Origin of the sequence: Paenibacillus sp. FSL E2-0178, assembly GCF_038593005.1 — a bacterium.
Classification (GTDB): Bacteria; Bacillota; Bacilli; order Paenibacillales; family Paenibacillaceae; genus Paenibacillus_AQ; species Paenibacillus_AQ phytohabitans.
In genome coordinates this window covers 3,052,441-3,077,080 of record NZ_CP151953.1, presented here as the reverse complement: position 1 = coordinate 3,077,080, position 24,640 = coordinate 3,052,441, and the positions used below count along the sequence as shown (strand labels likewise).

Here is a 24,640-nt window from a genome sequence, read left to right as displayed (position 1 = left end):
ATGTAACAGGCCCAAAAGGAGTGCTAGGATATCTGCTTCAAGCGGTTGCCTAAGTACCCTGTTGCCCGGTAAACTAAAGGTAGAAAGTCTTAAGGAGTCAGAAGAGATATGAAGATGCAAGGATCACTAATGGAGCAAGCGCAGGCTGAACTGCAAAAATATTACGGGTATCCCGATTTCCGGGAAGGCCAGAAGAAAATTGTGAACAATCTGCTCGAAGGCCGCGATACGCTGGGCATCCTGCCTACCGGAGGCGGTAAATCGATCTGCTATCAGGTTCCGGCACTGCTGCTGCCGGGACTTACACTTGTTGTATCCCCGCTGATCTCGCTGATGAAGGATCAGGTGGACGCCCTTACTACCGCCGGAATTCCGGCTGCCTATATCAACAGCACCCTAAGCGGCAAGGAAGTGAATGACAGGATCCGCGCTGCCCGCCGGGGCGAGCTGAAGCTTCTGTATGTGGCGCCGGAACGTCTGGAGCTGGACTGGTTCCGCCTGGAGATGGCAGGGCTGTCCATCTCCTGCGTGGCTGTCGATGAGGCGCACTGCGTATCGCAGTGGGGCCATGATTTCCGTACCAGCTATCTGGCGGTGTCGCCGTTTGTAGAGGAGCTGCCGCAGCGGCCGATTCTGGCCGCTTTTACCGCTACCGCTACACCTGAGGTTATGGAGGATATGGTCCGGCTGCTGCGTCTGCGCGATCCGGGCGTCTTCATGACCGGACTTGGCCGTGATAATCTGGCCATGCAAGTGCTGCGCGGAGAGAATAAGCGTGAATTCGTACTAGACTACACGGCGCAGCATTCGCATCAGCCGGGTATCGTCTATGCCGCCACCCGCAAAGAGGTGGATGATCTCTATCAGCGGCTGCAGGCGGCGGGAGTCGCCGCGGGCCGCTATCATGCCGGGATGAGCGACCAGGAACGGGCCGAGAACCAGGAAGGGTTCCTGTATGACGATATCCGCGTCATGGTTGCCACGAATGCTTTTGGGATGGGGATCGACAAGTCCAATGTCCGTTATGTCATCCACTATAATATGCCGAAGAATATGGAGGCGTATGTCCAGGAGGCCGGACGTGCCGGCCGCGACGGGGAGCCGAGTGACTGTATTCTGCTCTTCAGCGCGCAGGATATCATGACGCAGAAGTTCCTGATTGAGCAGAATCCGCAGGACACAGAGCGCAAAGCCAATGAATACCGCAAGCTGCAGCAGATGATTGATTACTGCTACACCACCCGCTGTCTGCGCAGTGCACAGCTGGATTATTTCGGCGAGAATCATGATGATGATCCGTGCGGCATCTGCAGCTCCTGTACCGATGAACGGCAGCTGGTAGACATGACGGTGGATGCGCAGAAGATCTTCTCCTGCATCCACCGCATGCGTGAACGCTACGGTGTGGCGCTGGTATCCTCAGTGCTGAAGGGCTCACGCAACCAGAAGGTGCTGCAATACGGCTTCGAGAAGCTGCCGACCCACGGGGCGATGTCCGGGCGCAGCGAGAAGGAGATTACCGAGAGCATCAATGTGCTGATCTCGGAGGGTTATCTGGCCTTGTCCGAAGGCCAGTATCCGGTCGTGCGCCTGCAGCCGCTGGCTGCCGAGGTGCTGCGCGGCCAGCGTGAGGTTCACCAGCGCGTGGCCCGTACGCTTGTCACCTCCGGCACGCGGGACCGCAGCCGTACACGCGACCATTCGCCGTCGGCCGTCAACGAGACGGTCTTCGAGCAGCTGCGCCTGATCCGCCGGGAGCTTGCGGGGCGCGAGCATGTGCCGTCCTACATCATCTTCAATGATGCGACGCTGCGCGAGATGAGCGTGGTTTGTCCGCAGACGGAAGCGGAGATGCTGAGGGTGAAGGGTGTCGGCGAAGTGAAGTACCGCAAATACGGCAAGGCATTCCTGGAGTTTTTTCAAAATGAAATGTAAAGAAGGTTATAAGGCATGAGAATCATCCTGGCCACATTAAATGCCAAATATATTCATACGTCACTGGCGATCCGGCTTCTGAAGGCGTACAGCGAGCATGAATTCGAAGATATCCTTTTGGCGGAATACACCATCAAAGATCCCTTGATGAATATCGTGTCGGACCTTTTCCAGAAGCAGCCGGATGTGATCGGCTTCTCCTGTTATATCTGGAACATCGAAGAAACGGTCAAGCTGGTCGCGATCCTCAAGCAGGTGATGCCGGAGGTGAAGATCGTACTTGGCGGGCCGGAGGTGTCTTATGAGCCGCTGTACTGGATGAAACGGGAAGCCGGAATCGACTTCGTAGTCAACGGGGACGGGGAGGAGACCTTCCATCATCTGCTGCAGGAGATCCGGGATGAGCACAAGTATCATTTCGTATACGGCGCTGCCTACCGCAAGGGGGAGGAACTGATCGTCAACCCGCCGCGTCCCAAAAGCGACCTTAATACCCTGCCGACGCCCCACCGGTTCGCGGAGGATCTGCCGGAGCTCAGCAAGCGTATTGTGTATTTTGAGACAAGCCGGGGTTGTCCCTTCAACTGCCAGTTCTGCCTGTCCAGCATTGAGGTAGGCGTGCGTTATTATGATATTGAACGGGTGAAATCCGATCTGCTCTATCTGATTGAAGGCGGGGCCAAGGTGATCAAATTCCTCGACCGCACCTTTAATATCAACCGCAATTACGCGATGGAGATGTTCCAGTTCCTGATCGACAATCACCAGGGCTGTGTGTTCCAATTCGAGATTACAGCGGATATTATGCGTCCGGAGGTGCTGGATTTCCTCGCCCAGAATGCGCCGCCCGGAGTTTTCCGCTTCGAGATCGGTGTGCAGTCGACCAATGACGAGACCAATGAATTGGTTAAGCGCCGCCAGAACTTCACGAAGCTGTCACGCACGGTAATGAAGATCAAGGCCAGCGGCAATATCGACCAGCATCTCGATTTGATTGCCGGACTGCCGATGGAGGATTACTCGACCTTCCGCAAGACCTTCAATGATGTATTCGCCATGGAGCCGGAGGAGCTGCAGCTGGGTTTCCTCAAAATGCTCCGCGGCACCGGGCTGCGCGCCCAGGCGGCCAAATACGACTATACGTACATGGAGCATGCGCCGTACGAAATTCTCAGCAGCCATGTCATGCCGTTCTCTGACATTATCCGGCTGAAGCGGCTGGAGGACGTTCTGGAGAAGTACTGGAACAGCCAGCGCCTGGCTCATTCGGTCAAGTATCTGATCCGCCATGTCTTCCCGTCACCATTCGATTTCTTCCAGGAATTCGGCGACTACTGGGAAGCGCGGGGCTGGCAGAAGATCGGGCATCAGCTCGAGGATCTCTTCACCCGTCTGCAGGATTTCCTGACGGACCGGGGGACGGCGTCCATGGACATCATCACCGGGCTGATGAAGCTGGATTATTTCCTCGGCCACAAGTACAAGCCGCGCAAAATCTGGTGGGATGAGGTGATGGACAAGTCGGAGTGGGCCAAATACCTGAAGCAGATTGCCGGGCAGCCGGAGCTGATTTCGGCCAAGCTGGCCGAGGCGGGCTTAAGCGAGCGTGAATTGCAGAAGTACATCGTGCTGGATGTGCTGCCGTTCCGGCTGGAGCCGGTGCTGGATTCGATCAGCGGGCTGCGATTTGACGGCTTGGCTGGTGCTGAAGGCGAGAACGCTGGTACGCTTGAGAGTTCAGCGGACAGCGCGGATAGCAAGCCGGGAGCTGCAACCGAAACAGCAGGTGGCCTCGCGGATAAACGGGCGGGAGCTGCAACGGACATAGCAGGCAGCCATGCGGATAAAGGGGCGGGCAGTACGGCCGTAGCAGAAGCGGCAGAGAATGCGGCGGTAGCTGTGGCCGGGGACATAGTACCGGCTGTGACGAATGCGCATCCCGGTTCCAGTGCAGGCAGTACGCTGCTGATCGTGCTCTATCAGCAGGACGAGAGCCAGCGGGCGCAGTATTACACGCTGCCTATATAGCCGGAAGCCAGCTGCTGAATCAGCATGAACGTGCGGCTATATATAACCCACACTGGGGACTACAACTAGATCAAACAAGTAACTGATCAATCGCTTCGGCTATGGGACAAGCCGGAATTGCCCGACTCCTCATACTGATTCCCAGATTGGTTGCTGGCAGAATTAAACTTTTTAAGTTCGCGCTTGTATCGGCATAAATGTTGTACGTTTTGCAACTCGGATTGCTAAATACCAGGGTGTTCAGGCTGATTGTTGTATGAAATACAAGAATTTTCCCCGTAAGTGCTCTGGAAGAGGAGAAATGCTGCATTCTATACAACAATTCTGGATTGGGGCCGGAATTATGAGGGGAATGTTGTATTTTATGCAGCATTTTAAGAAAAGTAATAGTAAACAGCTTAAGTTTGGCTCATGGGAAAGATGCTGTTTGGGGGAGGGATGTAAGGATGAGGCTGGATCAGCGCATTACATTGTTCAGGTATGAAGAGAAGCATGAGGAGACATTCAAGGACCAGTTGCTGAGCTTTCAGCTTCCTCCGGAGCAGGCGGAATTTACCGGACTGCCGGAGCAGACGCTGCAGGATGCCTGCACGGATGCCGGCAAAATGGGAGTCGTTATTGCCCAGGGAGACCGGGCGGTAGGTTTCTTCGTTCTTCATACAGGCGAAGGTATCGCAGACTTCTTCCAAGACTACTCCGGCGCAGTGCTTCTGCGCGCCTTTCTGATGGATTATGCCTGCCAGGGACAGGGCTTCGCCAAAGCAGCGATGGCCCTGCTGCCTGATTTCGTCCGCCGCCATTACCCGGAAGTACAGCAGATTGTGCTGGCCGTTAATGAGCGCAACATTCCTGCCGGACAGCTGTACGCCCGCGCAGGGTTTCAGGATTACGGGCTGCGGCGCAGCGGGAGCAAGGGAACGCAGCTGATTTTACAATATGAGCTGGCTACTGAGCCCGTGGCTCCGGCTGCCCATGTATGAGGGGGAGATCCTTCACAATCGTCTGACGGAGCTGTTCTCCCGCAGTGCGCTGCTGATGGATATTTTCAAGCGTGCTCAAGGGCTGGCGCCTTTTCCTTATTATATTGGAGCAGGGTGTCTGGTTCAGTCGGTGTGGAACGAGCTTACCGGGCGGGAACCGGATTACGGAATTGGTGATATTGATATAATCTACTACGATGGGCATGATTTGAGCTATGCTGCGGAGGACCGGATGATCGCCAACGGACGTGAGCTGTTTGCAGGTATTTCTATTCCGGTTGATCTCAAGAACCAGGCCCGGGTTCATCTGTGGTACCGTGATAAGTTCGGTGTAGAGCTGGCACCCTACGCTTCCCTGGAGGATGCAATTAACAGCTGGCCGACAACAGTCACATCGCTGGGGGCGAGACTCAGCAGCGAGGGGGAGTGGCAGGTATACGCACCGTTCGGTCTGCACGATCTGTTTCATTTAATCCTGAGGCCAAACAAGGCGTTAATCAGCGAGGACGTCTACTTGAATAAGACACGGAAATGGAGGTCGAAATGGCCGGAGCTTACGGTTGTCCCATGGGGGCAGTGAAGCTTCGGCTTTTTGCTGTGTTCATGACGATCTACTACTTCAGCAGATGCGATATGAAGAGCGTGGCAGGCTTCCATTACGAAATTCGACCGGGTAGGATTGTGTAGTAGGAGGAGCGAATAGATTTAGTACCAAAAAGAGGCAGGGGGATTTCTATGACACAGTTTTATCTCATTCGCCATGGCGAACCCGAGTGGAACATCAATGAGCAGTACAAATTAAAGGGCCATGGCCGGGATCTGGTGCCTCTTACGGAAGCGGGAGTGAACCAGGTATATCGGACAGCGCAAGATGAGCGGCTGAAAGAAGCGGAAGTCATTATTTCTTCTCCATACACGAGAGCCCTTCAAACGGCCGCTATTTTATCCAAGGAACTCGGTTTAGACATAAAGGTTGAATTGGATTTAAGGGAATGGCAGCCTGACTTAACCTTCGAATATGATTCCCTGGAGCGGCTTGCAGAGCTGGGGAACGATTATGATACTAATCATGGAGTGTATCCTCCCGGGGTAACCAAGCTTTGGGAGTCCAAAGAACTGCTGAAGAATCGAGTGGAGAAGGTGATTGATCAATATCTCGGATTTAAAAAAGTGATCATTACCGGACACGGCATGGCTTTTCGTACCCTGATAGGAGAGGTGGGAGAAATTCCGCATGCTTCGATTACCGGATATAATAAAACGCAGGCAATAATAGAAACTACGCAATTGTAATTGGTGGTATCCGGTGTTAATATCAGGAATGAGATGCCTATAAAGGAGCATAAACCGTATCATGTGGATGACTCTGTAAAGATTAACAAGTCTAAAGAATGCCTTTAATAGTGAACGCACTATTGTATTAGGCATGTCTTTTTTTAATCTTACAGGGTATGCAGGATAAGGTGTGTCATAAAGCCACTTCTGCGGATACCTTTGGGTATCCGCTTTATTTTTTACGGGGAAAACGCATCTCCCTTGATGCTTACCTGCCTATCCTCCTAAAAATGAATGGAGGAACTACTATATGCAAACTAAATTGATCTTAATCGAGGGTTTACCGGGCTCCGGGAAATCAACCACGGCTCAGCTGGTGCATGAAATTCTTACGGAGAGAAATCTTAAGGCCAGGCTATTCCTTGAAGGAAATTTGGATCATCCTGCTGATTATGATGGAGTCGCTTGTCTAGATGAAGTTGAATACGATGATCTATTGAGCGCCTATGAGGAGTTTAGGGATTTATTAAGCCCATATACATGGAATCAAGGAAATAGTTATTTCGTGGAATACCGGAAACTAATCAATGAACACGGTTCAAGTATTCCAAAAGAAATGCTGGATACTTTGGTGAAGCATGATGTGTATGAATTGCCGCTAGACCGAAACAGGGAACTGATTACGGCAAAATGGAAGCAGTTTGCGGAGAGTGCCTTAAATGACGCAGACCTTTATATTTTCGATTGTTGCTTCATACAGAATCCTGTAACCATGGGAATGATCAAACTTGATGCCGCCAAGGAAGACGTCACAAGTTATGTTATTGAACTGGCAGCCATTGTAGAAACGCTGAATCCGCTTCTGATATACGTTGACCAGAACGATCTTGATTACTCCTTCGGCAAGGCTGTTGAAGAAAGACCCCGGGAATGGTCAGACGGGTTTATTGACTATTACACCAAACAAGGGTTTGGCAAAAAACAGGGTTACACCGGTTTGGAAGGAACTCTGAAGGTGCTTAAGGCAAGAAGGGGACTGGAAGAAAGGATCTTTAACGGCTTAAATATGGCTAAGACAAAAGTTAACAACTCATCATATGATTTAGATGCGTACAGAGAGGTTTTAGTGAAGATATTATCAGAACATTTCGGCCCGGAAAAAGAATCTGTTTAGTACAGGCTTAACTTAAGAATATTAGTCATCAGACTCGTGAAGACCTTGAAAATCATAGGTTGGGGTCTGACCTGAAACTATGTCTATTGCACTTTGTACAGTAGAATTCTGTAGAATGGGTAATTTTGAGCAGATATCTGGAGATCAATGGTATAAAATACAACAGAACTGGTTTTAGCGTAGGCTAATGCAAAATCTATTGCAGAAAGTCCAATCAGGGATGACCGATACCGTTCTCAAGCAGAGAGTCTAGCAGATAATTGTATTTCGTGCAGTTAAAATACGGCGAAAAGCCGGATGAGCAGGGATAACTGTATTCTGTACAATTAAATTAGAGAATAGTGCGCTTTTATGGCATAGGAGCATTTTATAAGTGTATAGAGTGCAATTAAAACTCTTTCTGCGCAGAAAAAGATCGTTTTAGTTGTACATTTTACAGTTAGAGCTTGAGCGGGCATCTCATACCGGGATGCGCAATCCCGCGGGGATCCTGCAGAAAATACAGCAATAGTTGCTGCTGTAATGTCAATCAGGTGGAGGCACCCTGGGCAGCAGCAGAACTTTGGCAGCATAACCGAAAACGAGGCACTCCGTCAGGTGCGGGGTGCCTCGTTTTATTTGGATACATACCGATTTAAGCTACTGACATTTCTCAGCATTTTCCCTGCAGGTTACACGAATGGTCAGCCAGGGCACCAGAGTCAAAGCTCCATTGAAGCTAATTCGCCGTAGGCTGAAGCCGCATGGAGCCGGCAGGGAGGTGGCGGGCAAGCCAGTCCAGCACATTGGCGGTGACCTCATCCCGGTTGACCTCGTTCAGCATCTCATGCCTGCCTTCAGGGTACAGCTTGCACTCTACATCCTGTATTCCCTGCCCGCGGTACAGTTCGGCCAGACGTTTCACCCCTTGACCGTTCATCCCCACGGGGTCTTTCTCCCCGGCGAACAGATAGACAGGTTTATCTCTGCACAAGGTCCGCAGGGTGGCCCTGGTATGAAGCTCCCGCAGCATATGGAAGAAATCCCGGAAGAAGCGGGTAGTGCAGATCGCCCCGCAGAACGGGTCGGAGATGAAGTGGTCCACCTCCACCGGGTCTCTGCTAAGCCAGTCAAAGGCGGTCCTGACAGGAGAGAAGGCACGGTTATAAGCGCCAAAGACAATGCCGTTCAACAATACGCTGCGATGGTGGTCTCCCTGCAGCCTTAGCTGCATTGCCGACAGCGATTCTGCCAGCCGCAGCATGCTCCGCGGACCGTTGGTACCGCTGAGAATGAAGCCGCTGTAGATTTCGTTACCTTCTTCGCACATCAGCTTCTGGGCCAGGAAGGAGCCCATGCTATGGGCGAACAGGTAAATCGGCACATGCTGATGCCGGGAGCAGGCGATTTCCGCAAGCTGCAGCAGATTGCGGCGCATCCAGTAGAAACCGTTCTCCCCGGTATCGCCTAGCAGATTGACTTGGCCGGCGGTGAGGCCATGGCCCCGGTGGTCATTGGCGTACACCGCATAACCGGCTGCGGTGAGCGCGGACGCAAAACGGGCATAACGCGCAGCCGTTTCACACATGCCGTGAGAGATCTGCACGATCCCTCTGACGTCAGCTCCAGCTTCCGGCAGCCATTCATAGACATGGATTTTGACACCTAGTGGATCCGTCATCGTAAAGGTGTTCTCTGTCATCGCCGTCCTCCTGAAAGTTATATTCAGCAATCCTAGCGTAAGAGTACTTCGTTAAAATAAATCTGCCCGGTATACCAGTTATGGTTGCTTACGGCAGATAAGAGCGGAGAACCGTGGACATGCCTTCGATGCTGTAGGCGCCGAGGCTGGACGGGAGCAGGTAGCATTCGCCTGCTGCATAAGGCTGGGAGCCGTCTTCCCAGATCAGGTGACCGCTGCCTTCGCAAATCACCAGAATAGTGAAGCTGTCGTCTGTGGTGGCGAGCTGCCATTCACCGGAGACCACACCTTTTTCAACGATGAAATAAGGGGAGGAGGCGATTTGCAGCCATTCACCGGCCACTGCACCGTCTGTCTTCATCGAGGTCGCGCCTGCACCTTCATAGGCAGTAACATTCAGGGAATCCTCAATATGCAGCTCGCGCGGCTTGCCGTCCAGGCCTGGACGGTCGTAATCGTAAATCCGGTATGTAGTGTCGGAGTTCTGCTGGATTTCGGCTACAACGACACCTGCACACAAGGCGTGAACGGTGCCTGCGGGAATATAGAAAGAATCTCCTGCCGCTACAGTCACTTCCTGCAGGCTGTCCATAACGGTCCCGTTCTCAAGTGCATCCTGCAGAACTTCGCGGGTTACGCCTTCTTTCAGACCGTAGATGATTTTGGCGCCCGGCTTGGCATCCAGCACGTACCACATTTCTGTTTTGCCCAGTTCGCCCTTGGGTAATCCGGCGTAATCATCAGTAGGGTGTACCTGCACGGAAAGATTGTCATTGCAATCGAGCAGCTTGATCAGCAGCGGGAATCTTCCGCCGTCTTCGGTAATGCCCTTGCTGCCGAACCATTCATGTCCGAACTGCGCACGGATGGCATCCAGACCTAGTCCGGCGAGCTCGCCGTTCACTACAGAAGAGGTTCCGTTCGGGTGGTCAGCGATCATCCAGCCTTCGCCGATATGGCCTTCCGGCAGCTCCAGGCCGAATTTCTCCAGCGCACGGCCTCCCCAGACACGTTCTTTGAACTCCGGCTGAAATTTCAGAGGATATGGTTTTGTCATTACAACATCTTCCTTCCTGATTATAGAATGTTTAAGACTTAATATTTAAACGGTACATCGGACTATAACCCAATAAGTAACCGGTCAAACGCGGGTCAGACGCTGGTCAGCCAAGCCGGATCATATGTGACACGCTTAAGCTCACACATTATTGGCAGCATCATAGTTATGTTGTACTTATTACAACATTGATTGAGCGATACCAGGGTGATTGGCAGCATTGTTGTACAAAATACAAGAATTTTGCCGCTAAAATACTTGCAGGAGGAGAAATGCTGCCTTTTGCACAACAATTTGGATGGGAATCGCTATTTATGAAGAAAATGTTGTATTTCGTGCAGGATTTGTAGGACTGTGCGCCGGCTGGAAGAACTCAAGCTTCTCGCTGTCCGGTCCCTCGAAGAAGAAATAGCGGCTGCCGTTCGCGAGCTCAGAAATACCGGTCAGTGCCGGGATGCCGAGTCCGGCAAGTCTTCTGTGCTCTGCCTCAATGTCATCGACTGTGAAGGCGGTATGGCTTACCCGTCCTTCCTGCGGCAGACCCTCGAATGCCCGTTCAATCAGTTCAATCTCAACACTGGCCTGTCCGGGGAAGCTGAGAAAGGCGAGACGCACTTCATCTCCAGGCTGGCCCAGAATACCCTGAAGCGTCAAGCCGATGACCTCCTGGTAAAATTGCAGTGAACGCTCAAGAATGTCCACTTTAATGCCGACATGCTCCATTTTGGTTACTGCCATTTAGTGATCAGCTCCTTTTTTCTTCTCTACAGCTACTACATACGGGGCGGAATCGCGCTGCAGCTGGCGGTACACGATGGATTGCGCGTCCGGCTGGGCCAGTCCGGCGGCCCAGGCTTCCACGGCGGCAGCTTCACGGCCGCCGCCTTCGTGGCCGGGATACAGCACGGCCGTGATGATCCCGCCCGGGCGCAGCAGCAGCAGCGCCGCCTCCAGCGCGGCCAGCGTGCTCTCCGGCTCGGTGATGATGGTCTTGTCGGCATCGCCCGCGGGCAGATAGCCGAGGTTGAACATCACCGCCGAGACCGTTCCGCGCCAATCCTGCGGAACGGCTTCAGCCATTGCTGCATGGCTCCGCTGCAGCAGGGTCACGGGAGCCAGCGCAGCAGGCGCTTCCTCCCGGGCCAGCCGCAGGCGCTCTCCGGCAAGAGCCAGCGCCGCGTGCTGGATGTCGAAGCCGTAGACCCCGCCGCGCGGCCCCGCCGCCTTGGCGAGGAACAGGGTGTCGCTACCTGTGCCCACGGTGGCGTCAATGGCCCGTCCGCCGGGGGCGAGCCGCTCGGCGGTTAATTTATGAGCAAAGCTAAGGACGGACATGAAGCCCATTAGCCCTTCCTCCAATACTTACCCTGCCAGGTATCACGGGCAATCAGCTCGTGGTCAATGGCATTCAGAACTTCCCACTTCTTCAGGCTCCACATCGGGCCGACCAGGGCATCGCGCGGAGCATCGCCGGTCAGGCGGTGGACAATCATGTCCGGCGGCAGAATCTCCAGCGAGTCGGCAATCAGCTTCACATACTCATCCTGCTCCAGGAAGCGCAGCAGGCCGGCTTCGTACTGCTTCACCATCGGCGTTTTGCGCATGAGGTGAAGCAGGTGGATTTTGATCCCCTGCACGCCCATGTTGGCAACAGCAGATACAGTCTCCAGCATCATCTCGTGCGTTTCCTGCGGAAGCCCGTGAATGATATGGGTACAGACCCGGATACCGTGATGTCTGAGCTTCGCAACGGCTTCGGTATAACAGGCTGTATCATGCGCCCGGTTAATCAGATCGGAGGTGGACTGGTGGATGGTCTGAAGACCCATCTCCACCCACAGATAGGTGCGCTTGTTCAGATCAGCAAGGTATTCGACCACATCATCGGGCAGGCAGTCCGGCCGGGTAGCAATGGCGAGGCCGACCACACCCGGTTGCTGCAGGATAACCTCATAATATTCCCTTAGCTCCTCAACGGGAGCGTACGTATTAGTGTAGGCCTGGAAATAGCCGATATATTTGGCGTTTGGCCATTTCAAGTGCTGGCGGTCACGTACATTGTTGAACTGGGTAACCAGATCATCGCGGCGGCTTCCGGCGAAATCACCAGACCCTCTGGCGCTGCAGAAAGTGCAGCCTCCTTTGGCGATGGAACCGTCACGGTTTGGACAGGTGAAGCCGGCATCGAGCATGACCTTGAACACCTTGGTATCCATCTGATCACGCATTTCATAGTTCCAGGTATGGAACCGTTTATCCCCCCACAGAAGCGGAGAGGAGGTCTGTAGAAGATTAGACATGTGCAGCTCCTTTCATTAACCTTCCCATTGTATCAAAAATCAAAGAAGAGCGTAACAATTACTCCCGGAAATCCGGCGGAAAAAGGCTAGAAATAGGCAGGAAACAGCCGGGATTTCGCTTGTAAATGCTTACACATTATGTTATATTTAAAGTGTAAAAAAGCCGCTGCAGCAACCACAATCACATTTTTGAATTCATAATTTCGTGTCGTCCGGTCCATAATAAACCATAGAGGTGATAACGATGAATTCTCCAACGGTGTTTCCCGATAATAAAGGTTCGATTGATGTGCAGCTGACTCCCGATGAGGCCCTTGCCCTGACAGGTGTGGAATTTAACGGTAACCACAAGATTAAGACCGAAGCGCAGCGCAAGATCCGCAGTGCCTTCGAGAAGACATTTGATTTTAACGCTCCGGCAAGGTAGACTATGTACTGTTGAAAAGTGGACCCCAATTCCAAATACAACAAAAAGGGATTTTCCAACCGGCCTTTTTCAGGCTGGACGGGGAATCCTTTTTTTTGAATTTTTGCAGGGATATTTTCAGCTTCCTGCTTAAATCCCTTTACTTTTGACGGCAAGTTCGGCACAATATTGCAAGTGGCAGTTATCCTATTCACAGATAATGCAATAAGAGATAAGCGGAGGAATACCTAATGCGTTTACGCGGAAGAAAAGGAATACGTGAAAGCCTTGAGGAGCAGACTGACCTGGTCATCCTTGATCCACGCAGCCTGAAGGGCCGTTGGTCGGAGCTGTTCGGCAATGATCATCCGATTCATGTGGAGTTCGGAATGGGCAAGGGGCAGTTCATCAGCCAGATGAGCTTCAAATATCCCGGTATCAATTTTATCGGCGTTGATATGTACGATGAACTGGTCCGGCGTGCAGCCGAGAAGGCCAGAAATGTGTGGGAGCCGGCAGGGGAAGAGACGCCGCCCAACGTCAGAGTGGCACTGGCCAATATCGATTATGCGGAGGAAGTATTTGCTCCGGGTGAACTGGAGCGGATCTACCTGAATTTCAGCGATCCGTGGCCGAAGAGCAAGCATGCCCGCCGGCGTCTGACGCATCCGCGTTTTCTCGACAAATACCGCGGGCTGCTTAGTCCGCTTGGCGAAATCCACCTGAAGACGGATTCCCGCAGCCTGTTTGAATTCTCCCTGAATGCTTTTGCCGACTATGGTCTGCAGATGAAGAACATCTCCCTTGATCTGCATGAAGGCGGCGTGATCAATGAAGAGCATGTCATGACGGAATATGAAACCAAATTTTACGGACGCGGTGTGAACATTCAGCGATGCGAGGCCATTGTCGGGGAAGAGGCGCTGAAGCAGTATCAGGCCTCCCGGCTGGACAAATACCGCCTGTAGTCCTTTCGACATTATTAGCTGTATAGTGCAAATGGCAGTCCGGGGAATCTTCCCTGGGCTGCCATTTGCCGTTTATCATCCAATATAAGAAGGTGTATGCCTTAGGTCCCGTTGTTCTATAAGAATCCGGGGGCTATTCCAGCATGTCAATGATGCTCTGGGCGCTTTGCAGCGGGTTGAACCGGGAAATCTCCTCCAGATGGGCTTTGCGTTTGGCCCGCACATCCCCGTAGTCGCCCAGCAGCCGTTCCATCCAACGGTCGACCACATCGAGGGAGCTTATCGGTTCCCCGAAGCCGGCTGCCGTGAAATAACGGCAGTTTTCTTCTTCCTGCCCCGGCAGCGGTGAATGGAAGAGCATGGGGATGCCCTTGGCCAATCCTTCGCTGCAGGTCATTCCGCCGGGCTTGGTGACCAGCAGGTCCGAGACCTCCATGAGCTTATCAACTTCACGGGTGAAGCCCAGCAGCTTGATGTTGGGGTGGCAGTAGCGCGGGTCTTCCTGCATTCCGCGCAGCAGCTTGTCGTTCTGTCCGAGGCAGAACACAAGCTGCACCTTCTCCCGCCAGCCGGCGAGGGCCTCGTTCACCACCTCATCGTTCATCATGCCCCAGCCGCCGCCCATGACCATGACTGTAGGCATGTTCATGAGGCTGAACTGCTTCTGGATCTCTTCCCGGCCGGGATGCTCCCAGAAATCGGGATGTACCGGCATACCGGTTACCCGGATCTTGGCGGCAGCAACACTGCGGCGGCGGAGCTTGGCCTTGACCTCCGGTGTAGAGACCAGATAACGGTCCACTTCAGGACTAATCCAGCTGGCATGGGCATCGTAATCGGTAATGACTGTGATCAGCGGCGCTTTCAGCGACGGGTCCAGCCGTTTCAGCCGGGAAACCACAGCGCCTGGAATGAAATGAGTGCAGACGATGATGTCCGGCTTCAGCTGCTTCACAATATTTTGCGTATGCGTATAAAATATGCGGTGCAGGGCAAGTGTGGTAAGACGATTGAATGATTTTTGGTGCCGGTACACATAGCCCATCAGCCGGGGCTGGGAGATCACCGTCTTGCGGTAGGCAGAGACAATGATCGGCGCCATCTTGGGATTGAGGAAGCTTCCGAGCTCCAGCACCTTCGTCTGCACATCAGGCGACAATTTGCGCAGGCTGCTCGACAGCGCGTATGCTGCCTGGGTATGCCCTGCGCCGAAACCTTCCGACAGCAATAATACTCTTTTTTTGCGCAATGTATAGTTCACCTGTTCTTTAGTCGTATTCAGGGGTCCGGCGGCCGGGAGGGCGTCAGACCCATAGCGCAAGCGTGCCTGCAGCAACACCGGAGCCGATTACCGCACCAGCGATGACATCGGACGGATAATGCAGCCCGAGATAGATCCGGGAGAAGCCGACCGTGCAGGCGAGCGGAAGCAAGATATAGGTCAGGGCAGGGTAAGCCATCATATAAGGAACCGTAGAGGCGAAGATAGCTGTAGTATGGCCTGAAGGAAAAGAATGATCCTTAAGCGGATTATGAAACGTATTGGTGCCCGGCAGCGCCAGATAAGGCCGCATGCGCGGATAGAGCTTTTTGGCAACGGCAACGGGCAGATGGCTTACAGCCAGTGCGGTCAGTGCCTGCAGTCCTATAGTTCTCCATGGCTGTGGACACAGTGCCCAGATCAGAACATTGATACCGATGGCGCTTGTAGCTCCTCCGAGATGAGTGAGGTACCAGAGCCAGAAGTTCAGAAAACGGTTGTGCAGCCGTCCGTTAATCCATTGAAAGAGAAGCCGCTCCAAGAGATGCAGTTTCTTGAAAAAAGGTCTCATATCTTGTCCCTCCGTTAGTCCGGCTAAAGATATTTGGCGCAGCTTAAGCAGCAGGTTCCAAGAGCTGAAGCTGTCTTTATCATACTTTTTTAAGGCAGTCCATTTCAAGAAAAAGCTCGGAATCACTCGAAAAATGCCAGTTTTGACTTGTGTACCCCAATGCGTCTACAATGATTCAAGCAGGAAGATCCCGTTTATAAGGTAACAGAGAAATAAGGATTCGGCCATGATCCGGATACCATGTTCATATCTTAGGAACGGGGCTAATAAACAATTCGGAAGCCTGCCCGAGAAAAAGGGATAATTCTTGTCTGCTGTAAGGGATGCAACAAAAGGGTCAGAAAGAACGTTAACAAGCCTGAGAGAGAAAGAGAACATCTAGACTTGGAAAAAGGGGGCATCAAAAGATCATGACAGACGCATTGTTTGTTACGCTCCAAGTGATCTTGGCGGCAATTGCAGTTTATCAGTTTGCATTCTCACTGTTTGGACTGCACAAGAAAAAGAACAAGGTTAAGTATGCGCCGCAAAAGTCATTTGCCGTACTGGTTGCCGCGCACAACGAGGAAGAAGTAGTCGGCGCGTTAATGGAAAATCTGAAGCAGCTTAATTATCCCCAGGAACTGTACGATGTATTTGTCATCTGCGATAACTGTACGGATAATACAGCAGCCATCGTACGGGAGCACGGCATGAATGCCTGTGTACGGACCAACACGAATCTTCGCGGAAAAGGTTATGCTATCGAGTGGATGCTCAAGGAGCTGTGGGCGCTGCCCCGCCAGTATGATGCTGTCGTGATGTTTGATGCCGACAACCTCGCGCATACCGAATTCCTGACCGAAATGAATAATGATCTATGCTCAGGCGGCCGTGTAATTCAAGGTTATATCGATACCAAGAATCCGGAGGATTCATGGATTACCGCTGCTTATGGCGTATCCTACTGGTACATCAACCGGCTCTGGCAGCTGTCGCGCCATAATCTGAATATGGCCAACTTCCTCGGCGGAACAGGCATGTGCTTCGAGACGAACCTGCTCAAAGAGATGGGCTGGGGGGCCACAAGTCTGGTGGAGGATTTGGAATTCACCATGCGCAGCGCTTCTAAGGGTGTGTATCCAAGATTCAACTATGATGCCAAAGTCTTCGATGAGAAGCCGCTTACGTTCAAGGCTTCCTCCAGACAGCGTCTGCGGTGGATGCAGGGGCATTTCACAGTCGCCCGCCGTTATTTCTTCCCTTTGCTGTGGCAGAGCATCAAAGAACGCAGCCTGACGAAGTTTGACTTGGCGCTCTATGGAGCGAACGTCTACATTGTGCTGCTGACGTTCCTGATGACGGCGGTAATGTGGATCGACAACTCCATGTTCGATGGTCCGCATATTGCTAATATTTACGGTCATTTGCCGCTCTGGCTGAGCTACTTTGCCATTGGCGCCAATATTCTGACCTTCCTGCTGGCCATGGCGCTGGAGAAGGTGAAGTTCAAGAAGGTATACCTGTACCTCCTGGCCTTCCCGGTTTATCTGCTCTCGTGGTACCCCATTACGTTCTACGCGTTCTTCACGCAGAACAACAAGCAATGGAGCCATACCAAGCACACGCGTGTGGTGCGGCTTGAGGAAGTGCAGAGCAAGCAAGTGTAGTATAATGCCTGATTGTTATCTAAGTATTTTTTGGGGAAGATATTGACACTGTTCGCTCAGTGTTGTATAGTATTCAAGTATGCAAAACATAGGGATTGCAAGCAGAAGCACCGGCTTCTCACCTGAACGGCTAAATTGCCGGCTGGTTTTGATCTCAATGCTTTATGAATGGTTATAATTCATGAACGTTGATCAAACGGGGTGTCGGGGAGTTACCGGCATCCCTTTTTTATGGAGAACCGCATTACAAGAAGATCCGGAGGTGGAGTATTATCAGTAAGGAACATATGATCAATGATGAAATTCGGGCCAAAGAGGTCCGGCTGGTTGGAGCAGAAGGTGAACAAATCGGGATCAAACCGATCCGCGAGGCGTTGCAGATGGCGATCGATCTTAATCTTGATTTAGTCAATGTAGCACCGCAGGCGAAACCGCCGGTATGCCGCATCATGGATTACGGCAAGTTCCGTTATGAAACGCAGAAGAAAGAGAAGGAAGCGCGCAAGAACCAGAAGATCGTGGACATCAAGGAAGTCTGGTTCCGTGCTAACATTGAAGAACATGATTATCAGACCAAGTTCCGCAATGTTATCAAGTTCCTGGGCGAAGGCGATAAAGTGAAGTGCTCCGTTCGTTTCCGCGGACGTGAGATTACCCATGCGAGTATCGGCCAGAAGATCCTGGAGCGTGTGAAGAACGAAGTGGAAGATATTTCTGTTGTTGAGCGCCAGCCTAAGCTGGAAGGCCGCAGCATGATTATGATTTTGGCTCCTAAAGCCCAATAATCCTGGAGTCACTTGCACAGCAATTTGGCGCCGCATAATATTCAAGGAGGAAACACCATGCCTAAAATGAAAACACATAGCAGCCTGAAAGGCCGCTTTAAGATCACTGGAACTGGTAAAGTATTGCGTTACAAAGCTCACAAGAACCACTTGCTGTCCCACAAATCGAAACGCGCAAAACGCGTATTGAACGGCAATCCAGTAATGGCCCCTGGGGATGTAAGACGTTTGAAACAAGGACTTGCTAACTTGAAATAGTTAATTACACATTTTTGGGAGGTTTATTAATATGGCAAGAGTTAAAGGCGGATTTGTAGTTCGTCGTAGACATAAAAAAGTATTGAAACTGGCAAAAGGTTACTTCGGTTCCAAGCACCGCATTTTCAAAACAGCTAAAGAGCAAGTAATGAAATCGATGGTTTACGCTTACCGTGACCGTCGTCAGACTAAACGTAACTTCCGCAGACTGTGGATCGTTCGTATCAACGCAGCAGCGCGTTTGAACGGTCTTTCCTATAGCAAGCTTGTATACGGCCTGAAATTGGCTGGCGTAGAAGTGAACCGTAAGATGCTGGCTGATCTGGCAGTGAACGATCTGAACGCATTCAACTCCCTGGCTGTAGTTGCCAAAGAGAAGATCAACGCGTAAGAATGATATAAACCGAAAAGCACCGCCTGCGGGATGTCCCGCGTGACGGTGCTTTTTTGTGCCGTAAGGCTGAGCTGCTGCTCCCTGCTATATTGAAGGAACAGAATTCCGGAGAGTGCTATTCCCAGTACTTTGTTGTGCTAAGCTGTGAAGCCAGCTTCTTGCTGCTGGCGCGTCTGATCTTGCGCAGCTCAGAACGCTCGTTGGCCGATTGGCAGATCAGCTTCTCTTCCTCAGTCTCGGCAATGATGGCCGGAACAGGGGATGGAGTGCCATCTTCATGGACTGCAACGAAGGTAAGGAACGATGTAGCTGCAACAGCGCGTTCACCTGTATAGAGGTTCTCCGAGATGATTTTGACGAATACCTCGATGCTGGTGCGTCCCGTCCAGGAGACGAAGGATTCGAAGCAGACGGAATCAGTTGGCCTGATCGGCAGAAGGAAGTCTACAGAGTCAGCGGAGGCGGTTACCACATTCGTACGGCAGTGGCGCATAGCCGAGATGGAGGCGACTTCATCAATTGTGCTCATCAGTTTGCCGCCGAACAATGTTTTGTGGTTGTTAACATCATTCGGAAAGACACGGCCGGTTTTGAATACGCGGGATTCGTGGCAGTATTTAGAGGCCGGAACAACTTGAGGTTTGTTTTCTTGATCCATTTCAGTAACTCCCTTTGCAAACAATATGTAAACATTCATGATAATAGAAAAGCCATCACTGTGCAATAATAACGTTAATGCGCGGGTATCACAAGATGAATTTCGAGGTTTCCTGACACCTACCATACATAGCGGTTACATGCCATGTCATGGTAAGCGGTTTCTTGTTGAAAAATGCAAATTATTATTGACCTGAGGTCATTAATAGACTGGATTTTAGCTTTTTTTGCAGGTATAATTTGTTCTAATGGTATGTCCAAGCAGAACACAGAAGACATCCAATTTTCTAAGGGGGATCACATTCGATGAAGAAGTTTTACCAACTATCTTTAGTTATGGTTATGGCATTCACTGTTATTTTGGCAGGATGCGGAAACAATAACAACGCAAACACCAATGCTGGAGCAGCAACTACTGCACCAACCACAGATGCAGCAGCAACAGAAGCACCAGCAGCAACTGAGGCTCCTAAGGCTGTCAAACTCGGTCTCGTAACTGACGTGGGCGGCGTTAATGACAAATCCTTTAACCAATCCGCTTGGGAAGCCCTGCAGGCTCTGGAAACAGAATCTGGCGCTGAAATCAAATACCTGCAAAGTAAATCCAATGCAGACTATGAGCCAAACCTTAACCAATTCGTTAAAGGCGGCTATGATCTGACTTGGGGTATCGGTTTTGACCTTGGCGATGCAGTGCTGAAGGTTGCTAATGAGAACCCGACTGCTAACCTGGCAATCATCGACAGCGTAGTAGAAGCTCCTAACGTTGAATCTGTGACATTTGCTGAGAACGAAGGATCCTTCCTGGTAGGTGTTGTTGCAGGTCTGACAACCAAAACTAACAAAGTAGGCTTCATCGGCGGTATGGAAAGCCCGGTTATCAAACGTTTCGAAGTTGGCTTCAAAGCCGGCGTATTGGCAGTTAACCCTACTGCGAATGTAACAATTACTTATGCAGGTGCTTATGACAAGCCTGATACTGGTAAATCCCTGGCTGCTACCCTGTATGATGCAGGCAATGACATCATCTTCCCGGCTGCCGGCGCTACAGGTAACGGCGTATTCAATGAAGCTAAATCCCGCAACAAAGCTGGCGGTACTAAAGTATGGGTTATCGGCGTAGACAAAGACCAATCCCTGGAATTTGGCGATGACGTAACTTTGACTTCCATGATCAAACGTGTTGACGAAGCGGTTAAGAAAGTTTCCCAGCAAGTGGTTGACGGAACATTCAAAGGCGGCACTACAACTGTTCTTAGTCTGAAAGACAACGGCGTAGGCCTTCCTGAAACATCCAAAGCTAACGTTTCTGCAGAAATCCTGGCTAAAGTTGACGAGTACAGCAAACAAATCATCGATGGAACAATCACTGTTCCTGCCGAGTAATTCTTTGCCTCACCTTTACTGGATTTAACCATATCAAGAAACAAGGCCGGTTACTTGAGCTGGCCTTGTTCTCTGTTACAACATTTGTTATAGGTATACACAGCGGTACCGTCCTGCATAGGGCGGTACAGCCGTGTCTATAAGGCAGTATTATATATTCTGTGATGAGGGTGATACCATGAGTGCTGCGGCTCCTGTCGTAGAGTTGAAGCAAATCACAAAACGCTTTCCCGGTATTGTCGCGAATGACGCTATCAGTCTGACGCTGGAAAAAGGCGAGATACATGCACTGCTTGGTGAGAATGGGGCAGGCAAATCAACCTTGATGAATATCGTATTCGGACTGTACCAGCCCGATGAAGGCAGCATCGAAATCGACGGGAAACCGGTTATTATCGATAACCCCAATAAGGCTATTGAGCTTGGCATTGGTATGGTTCACCAACATTTCAAGCTAGTAGAGCCTTTTACGGTAACCGAGAACATTGTTCTTGGCATGGAACCGAAAAAAGGTCTTAAAATCGACTATAAATCCGCTGCGGAGCAGGTTCGTAAGCTATCGGAGCAGTACGGTCTTCAAGTCAATCCAAATGCCAAAATTCATGACATTTCGGTAGGCATGCAGCAACGGGTAGAAATTATGAAAACCCTGTACCGCGGAGCGGATATACTTATATTCGACGAGCCTACCGCTGTACTTACGCCCCAGGAAATTACTGAACTGATGGCGATTATGAAGCGGCTCGTTGCCGAAGGCAAGTCCATCATACTTATTACCCATAAGCTGAAAGAAATTATGCAGATTTCCGACCGCGTAACCATTATCCGGCGGGGCAAGGTAATTGATACCGTTAAGACCTCCGGAACGAATCCGAACGAGCTGGCCGAAAAAATGGTCGGACGCGGTGTTACCTTTAAAGTAGACAAGCAGCCTGCACATATTGGTGAAGGCATCCTGAAGCTGTCTGATGTCAGAAGTAAAAGCAAGGATGGGGTCCCTGTGCTGAACGGCCTCAGCTTTGAAGTGAAAGCGGGCGAGATTCTGGGGATTGCAGGAGTCGACGGCAACGGACAAAGCGAGCTTATTCAGGCGATTACCGGTTTGCGCAAGATCGATTCCGGTTCAATTACCGTTTCGGGCAAGGAAATTGCCAACCTCTCTCCGCGTAAAGTGTCTGAAATGAATGTCTCCCATATCCCGGAAGACCGGCACAAGCATGGGCTGGTACTTGATTTCACTGTAAGTGAGAATATGGTGCTGGAAACGTATTATAAGAGCCCGTACAATCAGAACGGATTCTTAAATAAGGATGTTATCAACCAGCATGCAGAGGATCTGGTGAAGCAATTCGATGTGCGTACGCCTTCAATTGAGAACAAAGCCCGGTCATTATCCGGCGGTAATCAACAGAAAGCGATTATTGCGCGGGAAATAGACAAAAATCCGACGCTCCTGATTGCAGCACAGCCTACACGCGGCCTTGATGTCGGAGCGATTGAATTTGTTCAGAAGCAGCTGATTGCCCAGCGTGACCAGGGCAAAGCCGTATTGCTGATCTCTTTTGAACTGGACGAAATTATGAATGTATCTGACAGAATTGCCGTTATCTACGAAGGGCAGATTGTTGGAGAAGTATTCCCGCAGGATACGAATGACCAGGAACTGGGTCTGATGATGGCGGGCAGCTTGAAGCGGGGAGGCCACGCGGATGTCTAGAATCAAAAAAATATTCGCTACAGACACCTACATTATTCCGCTTATTGCGATTCTGTTGGGTTTCCTGGTCGGCGCTATCGTTATGCTGATTGGCGGATACGATCCGGTTGCAGCCTACTCGGCGTTATTCAAACGCGTATTCGGCAGTCCATACGATTTCGGTGAAGCTGTGCGCGAGATGACTCCGCTAATGTTCACAGGTCTCGCGGTAGCCTTTGCTTTCCGTTCGGGGATGTTTAACATTGGCGCCGATGGCCAGGTAATGATCGGTATGACGGCTGCTTCAGTAGTCGGCATCAAGCTTGGCGGCGTATTGCCTGCATTCCTGCTTGTACCACTTGCGGTGATTGCAGCGGGTGTATGCGGCGGACTTTGGGCGGGGATTGCCGGTTACCTGAAGGCCAAACGCGGAATCAACGAAGTTATTACTACGATCATGTTGAACTGGATTGCGCTCTTCCTGTCGAACTATATTGTCCGGACCTTCCTGCTCTTACAAGGACAGAACCGTTCGGAAGATAATCCGGCATCGCTGTCGATGACCTTCCTGTTCTCCACATTCGACAATGCCCGTCTGCATTGGGGAACGGTTATTGCCCTTGCAGCAGCTACATTCTTCTATGTCTATTTGTGGAAAACCAAGCAAGGTTACGAAATGCGTGCGGTAGGTTTGAACCCGCATGCTGCAGAATATGCAGGTATGAATGTAGGACGCAATGTGATCAAAGCGATGTTCATCAGTGGTGTGTTCGCCGGATTGGCGGGAGCTGGTGAGGTACTGGGTGTCTTCCATTATCAATCGGTATTCGCGGCATCACCTGGTTATGGATTCGACGGTATCGCTGTGGCTCTGCTCGGGCTGACTCATCCGCTCGGCGTCATTCTCGCTGCTATTCTATACGGTACGCTTACGTACGGTTCTGCAGGGATGAGCTTTGGTGCAGATGTACCTCCGGAGCTGATCCGTATTGTCATCGGTTCAATTATTTTCTTCATTGCTGCGCAAGGCATTGTACGCTGGGTGCTCAAACCGTTTTACTTCAAGCGCAAGAAAGAGAAGGTGTTATAGATGGAAGTCTTAGGCCAACTGCTCAATACAACGCTTGTTTTTTCCACGGCGCTTATATTTGCCGCCCTTGGCGGCATCTTCTCTGAACGATCCGGTGTCGTCAACATCGGACTTGAAGGCTTGATGATGTTTGGTGCATTTGCTGCAGCAGTGGGCGGGTACTACGCTCAGGAAGCAGGAATGGGTGAATGGGCGCCATGGGTTGGTGTGCTTAGTGCCATGGCTGTGGGTGTGATTGGTTCACTGATTCATGCGGTGGCTTCGATAACCTTCAAGGCCGACCAGACGATAAGTGGTACGGTCATCAACTTCCTTGCCGCAGGCAGTACATTGTACATGGTTAAGCTAATCTTCGACGGATCCGGTGAAACTCCGCTGATCGACGGTTTTAGCAAAGTATCCATTCCCGGACTTTCCAAGATACCAGTGATCGGAGAAGGGATATTTAATTCCTATCCAACGACCTACTTAGCGATTATATTAGTAGTTGTTATTTATTTCGTCCTGTTCAAAACTCCGTTTGGACTCCGTCTGCGTGCAGTCGGTGAACATCCGAGTGCAGCTGACACACTGGGTGTAAATGTAAACAAGATGAGATATATTGGCGTAATGCTGAGCGGCCTGCTGGCTGGTATCGGCGGAGCTACAATTACTTTGACGACTACCGGTACGTTTGCTCACAATACCATTTCCGGACAAGGCTTCATTGCCATTGCGGCGATGATCTTCGGGAAATGGAATCCGCTGGGTGCTTTCGGAGCAGCCGTATTCTTCGGTCTGTCCCAGGCCATCCGTAACTATGTGCAATTGTTTGAATGGTCCAAGAGCATTCCGCAGGAATTCATTTTCATGATTCCTTATGTACTAACCATCATCGTACTGGTCAGTGCAGTCGGACGTTCTTCGGCACCTAAGGCTTTGGGGGAACCATACGATCCGGGCAAACGCTAGGTCGGTATCTCCTGTTTAATTCTTTTTCGTTGCAGAGCGCATTTCCGGTTATCCGGAAATGCGTTTTTTTATTAGCGGTGATGCTGCTCCTTCATGATTCGGACAGGACAGATGTACAGGCAAATACCAGCCGAGGCG

Annotated in this window: 24 protein-coding genes; 16 read left to right on the top strand and 8 right to left on the bottom strand. The window is 51.2% G+C overall.

The window, feature by feature from the left end; translation table 11 throughout:
• Positions 1-108 precede the first annotated feature (108 nt).
• The 6 genes from recQ (at position 109) to MHI42_RS13330 (ending at position 7,392) form a co-directional block, all read left to right on the top strand.
• Positions 109-1,935: a DNA helicase RecQ gene (recQ, locus tag MHI42_RS13355; RefSeq protein WP_340988632.1), complete on the top strand. Its 1,827-nt coding sequence runs from the start codon at positions 109-111 to the stop codon at positions 1,933-1,935.
• A gap of 15 nt (positions 1,936-1,950) precedes the next feature.
• Positions 1,951-3,963 (top strand): B12-binding domain-containing radical SAM protein, encoded by a 2,013-nt coding sequence (locus tag MHI42_RS13350; protein WP_342424100.1) that lies wholly within the window; start codon positions 1,951-1,953, stop codon positions 3,961-3,963.
• Between the two features lie 446 nt (positions 3,964-4,409).
• Positions 4,410-4,943 carry a GNAT family protein gene (locus MHI42_RS13345; protein ID WP_342424099.1) on the top strand — a complete coding sequence of 178 codons (534 nt, stop codon included), beginning with the start codon at positions 4,410-4,412 and terminating at the stop codon, positions 4,941-4,943.
• Positions 4,900-5,523, top strand: a complete 624-nt coding sequence (locus MHI42_RS13340) for a nucleotidyltransferase family protein (protein ID WP_342424098.1) — start codon at positions 4,900-4,902, stop codon at positions 5,521-5,523. Before MHI42_RS13345 ends, MHI42_RS13340 begins: the two co-directional genes overlap by 44 nt.
• A gap of 155 nt (positions 5,524-5,678) precedes the next feature.
• The gene (locus tag MHI42_RS13335) at positions 5,679-6,236 is read left to right on the top strand and encodes a histidine phosphatase family protein (protein WP_342424097.1); all 558 of its coding nucleotides are present in this window, start codon (positions 5,679-5,681) and stop codon (positions 6,234-6,236) included.
• A gap of 292 nt (positions 6,237-6,528) precedes the next feature.
• The gene (locus MHI42_RS13330; protein ID WP_342424096.1) at positions 6,529-7,392 is read left to right on the top strand and encodes a hypothetical protein; all 864 of its coding nucleotides are present in this window, start codon (positions 6,529-6,531) and stop codon (positions 7,390-7,392) included.
• Positions 7,393-8,110: 718 nt separating this feature from the next.
• Here MHI42_RS13330 and MHI42_RS13325 read toward each other — a convergent pair.
• The 5 genes from MHI42_RS13325 to MHI42_RS13305 form a co-directional block, all read right to left on the bottom strand.
• Positions 8,111-9,073 carry an alpha/beta hydrolase gene (locus MHI42_RS13325; RefSeq protein ID WP_342424095.1) on the bottom strand — a complete coding sequence of 321 codons (963 nt, stop codon included), beginning with the start codon at positions 9,071-9,073 and terminating at the stop codon, positions 8,111-8,113.
• 88 nt (positions 9,074-9,161) lie between these two features.
• Positions 9,162-10,130 (bottom strand): type I phosphomannose isomerase catalytic subunit, encoded by a 969-nt coding sequence (locus MHI42_RS13320; protein WP_342424094.1) that lies wholly within the window; start codon positions 10,128-10,130, stop codon positions 9,162-9,164.
• A gap of 312 nt (positions 10,131-10,442) precedes the next feature.
• On the bottom strand, positions 10,443-10,868 hold the full coding sequence (locus tag MHI42_RS13315) for a VOC family protein (protein WP_342424093.1): 426 nt from the start codon (positions 10,866-10,868) through the stop codon (positions 10,443-10,445).
• Positions 10,869-11,474, bottom strand: coding sequence for a class I SAM-dependent methyltransferase (locus tag MHI42_RS13310; RefSeq protein ID WP_342424092.1), 606 nt, complete (start codon positions 11,472-11,474; stop codon positions 10,869-10,871). It lies immediately after the preceding gene.
• Positions 11,474-12,430, bottom strand: coding sequence for a TIGR01212 family radical SAM protein (locus tag MHI42_RS13305; protein WP_342424091.1), 957 nt, complete (start codon positions 12,428-12,430; stop codon positions 11,474-11,476). The genes MHI42_RS13310 and MHI42_RS13305 overlap by 1 nt, the downstream gene beginning before the upstream one ends.
• Positions 12,431-12,674: 244 nt before the next feature.
• Here MHI42_RS13305 and MHI42_RS13300 point away from each other — a divergent pair, with 244 nt between their 5' ends.
• Both MHI42_RS13300 and trmB read left to right on the top strand, forming a co-directional pair.
• A complete protein-coding gene (locus tag MHI42_RS13300; RefSeq protein ID WP_039301551.1) occupies positions 12,675-12,857 on the top strand; it encodes a hypothetical protein in 183 nt (60 codons plus the stop codon).
• A 230-nt stretch (positions 12,858-13,087) separates the two neighbouring features.
• A complete protein-coding gene (gene trmB / locus MHI42_RS13295; protein WP_042134479.1) occupies positions 13,088-13,804 on the top strand; it encodes a tRNA (guanosine(46)-N7)-methyltransferase TrmB in 717 nt (238 codons plus the stop codon).
• A gap of 133 nt (positions 13,805-13,937) precedes the next feature.
• Here the strand turns inward: trmB and MHI42_RS13290 are convergent, their stop codons facing one another.
• Together MHI42_RS13290 and MHI42_RS13285 are read right to left on the bottom strand one after the other, a co-directional pair.
• Positions 13,938-15,053 (bottom strand): glycosyltransferase, encoded by a 1,116-nt coding sequence (locus tag MHI42_RS13290; RefSeq protein ID WP_171717617.1) that lies wholly within the window; start codon positions 15,051-15,053, stop codon positions 13,938-13,940.
• A 55-nt stretch (positions 15,054-15,108) separates the two neighbouring features.
• A complete protein-coding gene (locus MHI42_RS13285) occupies positions 15,109-15,636 on the bottom strand; it encodes a phosphatase PAP2 family protein (RefSeq protein ID WP_342424090.1) in 528 nt (175 codons plus the stop codon).
• Positions 15,637-16,046: 410 nt separating this feature from the next.
• On the opposite strand from MHI42_RS13285, the gene MHI42_RS13280 reads away from it, so the two are divergent.
• The 4 genes from MHI42_RS13280 (at position 16,047) to rplT (ending at position 18,719) form a co-directional block, all read left to right on the top strand.
• Entirely contained in the window at positions 16,047-17,285 is a 1,239-nt protein-coding gene (locus tag MHI42_RS13280) for a glycosyltransferase family 2 protein (RefSeq protein ID WP_042134481.1), read from the top strand.
• A gap of 287 nt (positions 17,286-17,572) precedes the next feature.
• Positions 17,573-18,070, top strand: coding sequence for a translation initiation factor IF-3 (gene infC, locus MHI42_RS13275; protein WP_039301536.1), 498 nt, complete (start codon positions 17,573-17,575; stop codon positions 18,068-18,070).
• A 57-nt stretch (positions 18,071-18,127) separates the two neighbouring features.
• Positions 18,128-18,328, top strand: coding sequence for a 50S ribosomal protein L35 (rpmI, locus tag MHI42_RS13270; protein WP_036696104.1), 201 nt, complete (start codon positions 18,128-18,130; stop codon positions 18,326-18,328).
• A 31-nt stretch (positions 18,329-18,359) separates the two neighbouring features.
• Positions 18,360-18,719, top strand: a complete 360-nt coding sequence (gene rplT, locus MHI42_RS13265; RefSeq protein ID WP_036649386.1) for a 50S ribosomal protein L20 — start codon at positions 18,360-18,362, stop codon at positions 18,717-18,719.
• Between the two features lie 118 nt (positions 18,720-18,837).
• Here rplT and MHI42_RS13260 read toward each other — a convergent pair whose 3' ends face one another.
• Complete coding sequence (locus MHI42_RS13260) at positions 18,838-19,380, bottom strand: acyl-CoA thioesterase (protein WP_039301523.1); 543 nt, start codon at positions 19,378-19,380, stop codon at positions 18,838-18,840.
• Positions 19,381-19,685: 305 nt separating this feature from the next.
• Here MHI42_RS13260 and MHI42_RS13255 point away from each other — a divergent pair, with 305 nt between their 5' ends.
• From MHI42_RS13255 to MHI42_RS13240, 4 genes are all read left to right on the top strand, one after another.
• Positions 19,686-20,765, top strand: coding sequence for a BMP family ABC transporter substrate-binding protein (locus tag MHI42_RS13255; protein ID WP_171717614.1), 1,080 nt, complete (start codon positions 19,686-19,688; stop codon positions 20,763-20,765).
• Positions 20,766-20,943: 178 nt separating this feature from the next.
• Positions 20,944-22,482 (top strand): ABC transporter ATP-binding protein, encoded by a 1,539-nt coding sequence (locus MHI42_RS13250; protein WP_171717613.1) that lies wholly within the window; start codon positions 20,944-20,946, stop codon positions 22,480-22,482.
• Complete coding sequence (locus MHI42_RS13245) at positions 22,475-23,551, top strand: ABC transporter permease (RefSeq protein WP_039301514.1); 1,077 nt, start codon at positions 22,475-22,477, stop codon at positions 23,549-23,551. Before MHI42_RS13250 ends, MHI42_RS13245 begins: the two co-directional genes overlap by 8 nt.
• On the top strand, positions 23,552-24,502 hold the full coding sequence (locus tag MHI42_RS13240) for an ABC transporter permease (protein WP_171717612.1): 951 nt from the start codon (positions 23,552-23,554) through the stop codon (positions 24,500-24,502). It abuts the gene before it with no gap.
• Positions 24,503-24,640: the final 138 nt, after the last annotated feature.

Bases quoted from the DNA above. Each gene is read 5' to 3' on its own strand.
- MHI42_RS13255 (WP_171717614.1), top strand. From the start codon at position 19,686: ATGAAGAAGTTTTACCAACTATCTTTAGTTATGGTTATGGCATTCACT.
- MHI42_RS13340 (WP_342424098.1), top strand. From the start codon at position 4,900: ATGAGCTGGCTACTGAGCCCGTGGCTCCGGCTGCCCATGTATGAGGGG.
- rplT (WP_036649386.1), top strand. From the start codon at position 18,360: ATGGCAAGAGTTAAAGGCGGATTTGTAGTTCGTCGTAGACATAAAAAA.
- MHI42_RS13315 (WP_342424093.1), bottom strand. From the start codon at position 10,868: ATGGCAGTAACCAAAATGGAGCATGTCGGCATTAAAGTGGACATTCTT.
- infC (WP_039301536.1), top strand. From the start codon at position 17,573: ATGATCAATGATGAAATTCGGGCCAAAGAGGTCCGGCTGGTTGGAGCA.
- MHI42_RS13345 (WP_342424099.1), top strand. From the start codon at position 4,410: ATGAGGCTGGATCAGCGCATTACATTGTTCAGGTATGAAGAGAAGCAT.
- MHI42_RS13300 (WP_039301551.1), top strand. From the start codon at position 12,675: ATGAATTCTCCAACGGTGTTTCCCGATAATAAAGGTTCGATTGATGTG.
- MHI42_RS13240 (WP_171717612.1), top strand. From the start codon at position 23,552: ATGGAAGTCTTAGGCCAACTGCTCAATACAACGCTTGTTTTTTCCACG.
- MHI42_RS13260 (WP_039301523.1), bottom strand. From the start codon at position 19,380: ATGGATCAAGAAAACAAACCTCAAGTTGTTCCGGCCTCTAAATACTGC.
- MHI42_RS13305 (WP_342424091.1), bottom strand. From the start codon at position 12,430: ATGTCTAATCTTCTACAGACCTCCTCTCCGCTTCTGTGGGGGGATAAA.
- MHI42_RS13285 (WP_342424090.1), bottom strand. From the start codon at position 15,636: ATGAGACCTTTTTTCAAGAAACTGCATCTCTTGGAGCGGCTTCTCTTT.
- MHI42_RS13325 (WP_342424095.1), bottom strand. From the start codon at position 9,073: ATGACAGAGAACACCTTTACGATGACGGATCCACTAGGTGTCAAAATC.
- rpmI (WP_036696104.1), top strand. From the start codon at position 18,128: ATGCCTAAAATGAAAACACATAGCAGCCTGAAAGGCCGCTTTAAGATC.
- MHI42_RS13245 (WP_039301514.1), top strand. From the start codon at position 22,475: ATGTCTAGAATCAAAAAAATATTCGCTACAGACACCTACATTATTCCG.
- MHI42_RS13335 (WP_342424097.1), top strand. From the start codon at position 5,679: ATGACACAGTTTTATCTCATTCGCCATGGCGAACCCGAGTGGAACATC.
- MHI42_RS13280 (WP_042134481.1), top strand. From the start codon at position 16,047: ATGACAGACGCATTGTTTGTTACGCTCCAAGTGATCTTGGCGGCAATT.
- MHI42_RS13310 (WP_342424092.1), bottom strand. From the start codon at position 11,474: ATGGGCTTCATGTCCGTCCTTAGCTTTGCTCATAAATTAACCGCCGAG.
- trmB (WP_042134479.1), top strand. From the start codon at position 13,088: ATGCGTTTACGCGGAAGAAAAGGAATACGTGAAAGCCTTGAGGAGCAG.
- MHI42_RS13330 (WP_342424096.1), top strand. From the start codon at position 6,529: ATGCAAACTAAATTGATCTTAATCGAGGGTTTACCGGGCTCCGGGAAA.
- MHI42_RS13320 (WP_342424094.1), bottom strand. From the start codon at position 10,130: ATGACAAAACCATATCCTCTGAAATTTCAGCCGGAGTTCAAAGAACGT.
- recQ (WP_340988632.1), top strand. From the start codon at position 109: ATGAAGATGCAAGGATCACTAATGGAGCAAGCGCAGGCTGAACTGCAA.
- MHI42_RS13250 (WP_171717613.1), top strand. From the start codon at position 20,944: ATGAGTGCTGCGGCTCCTGTCGTAGAGTTGAAGCAAATCACAAAACGC.
- MHI42_RS13350 (WP_342424100.1), top strand. From the start codon at position 1,951: ATGAGAATCATCCTGGCCACATTAAATGCCAAATATATTCATACGTCA.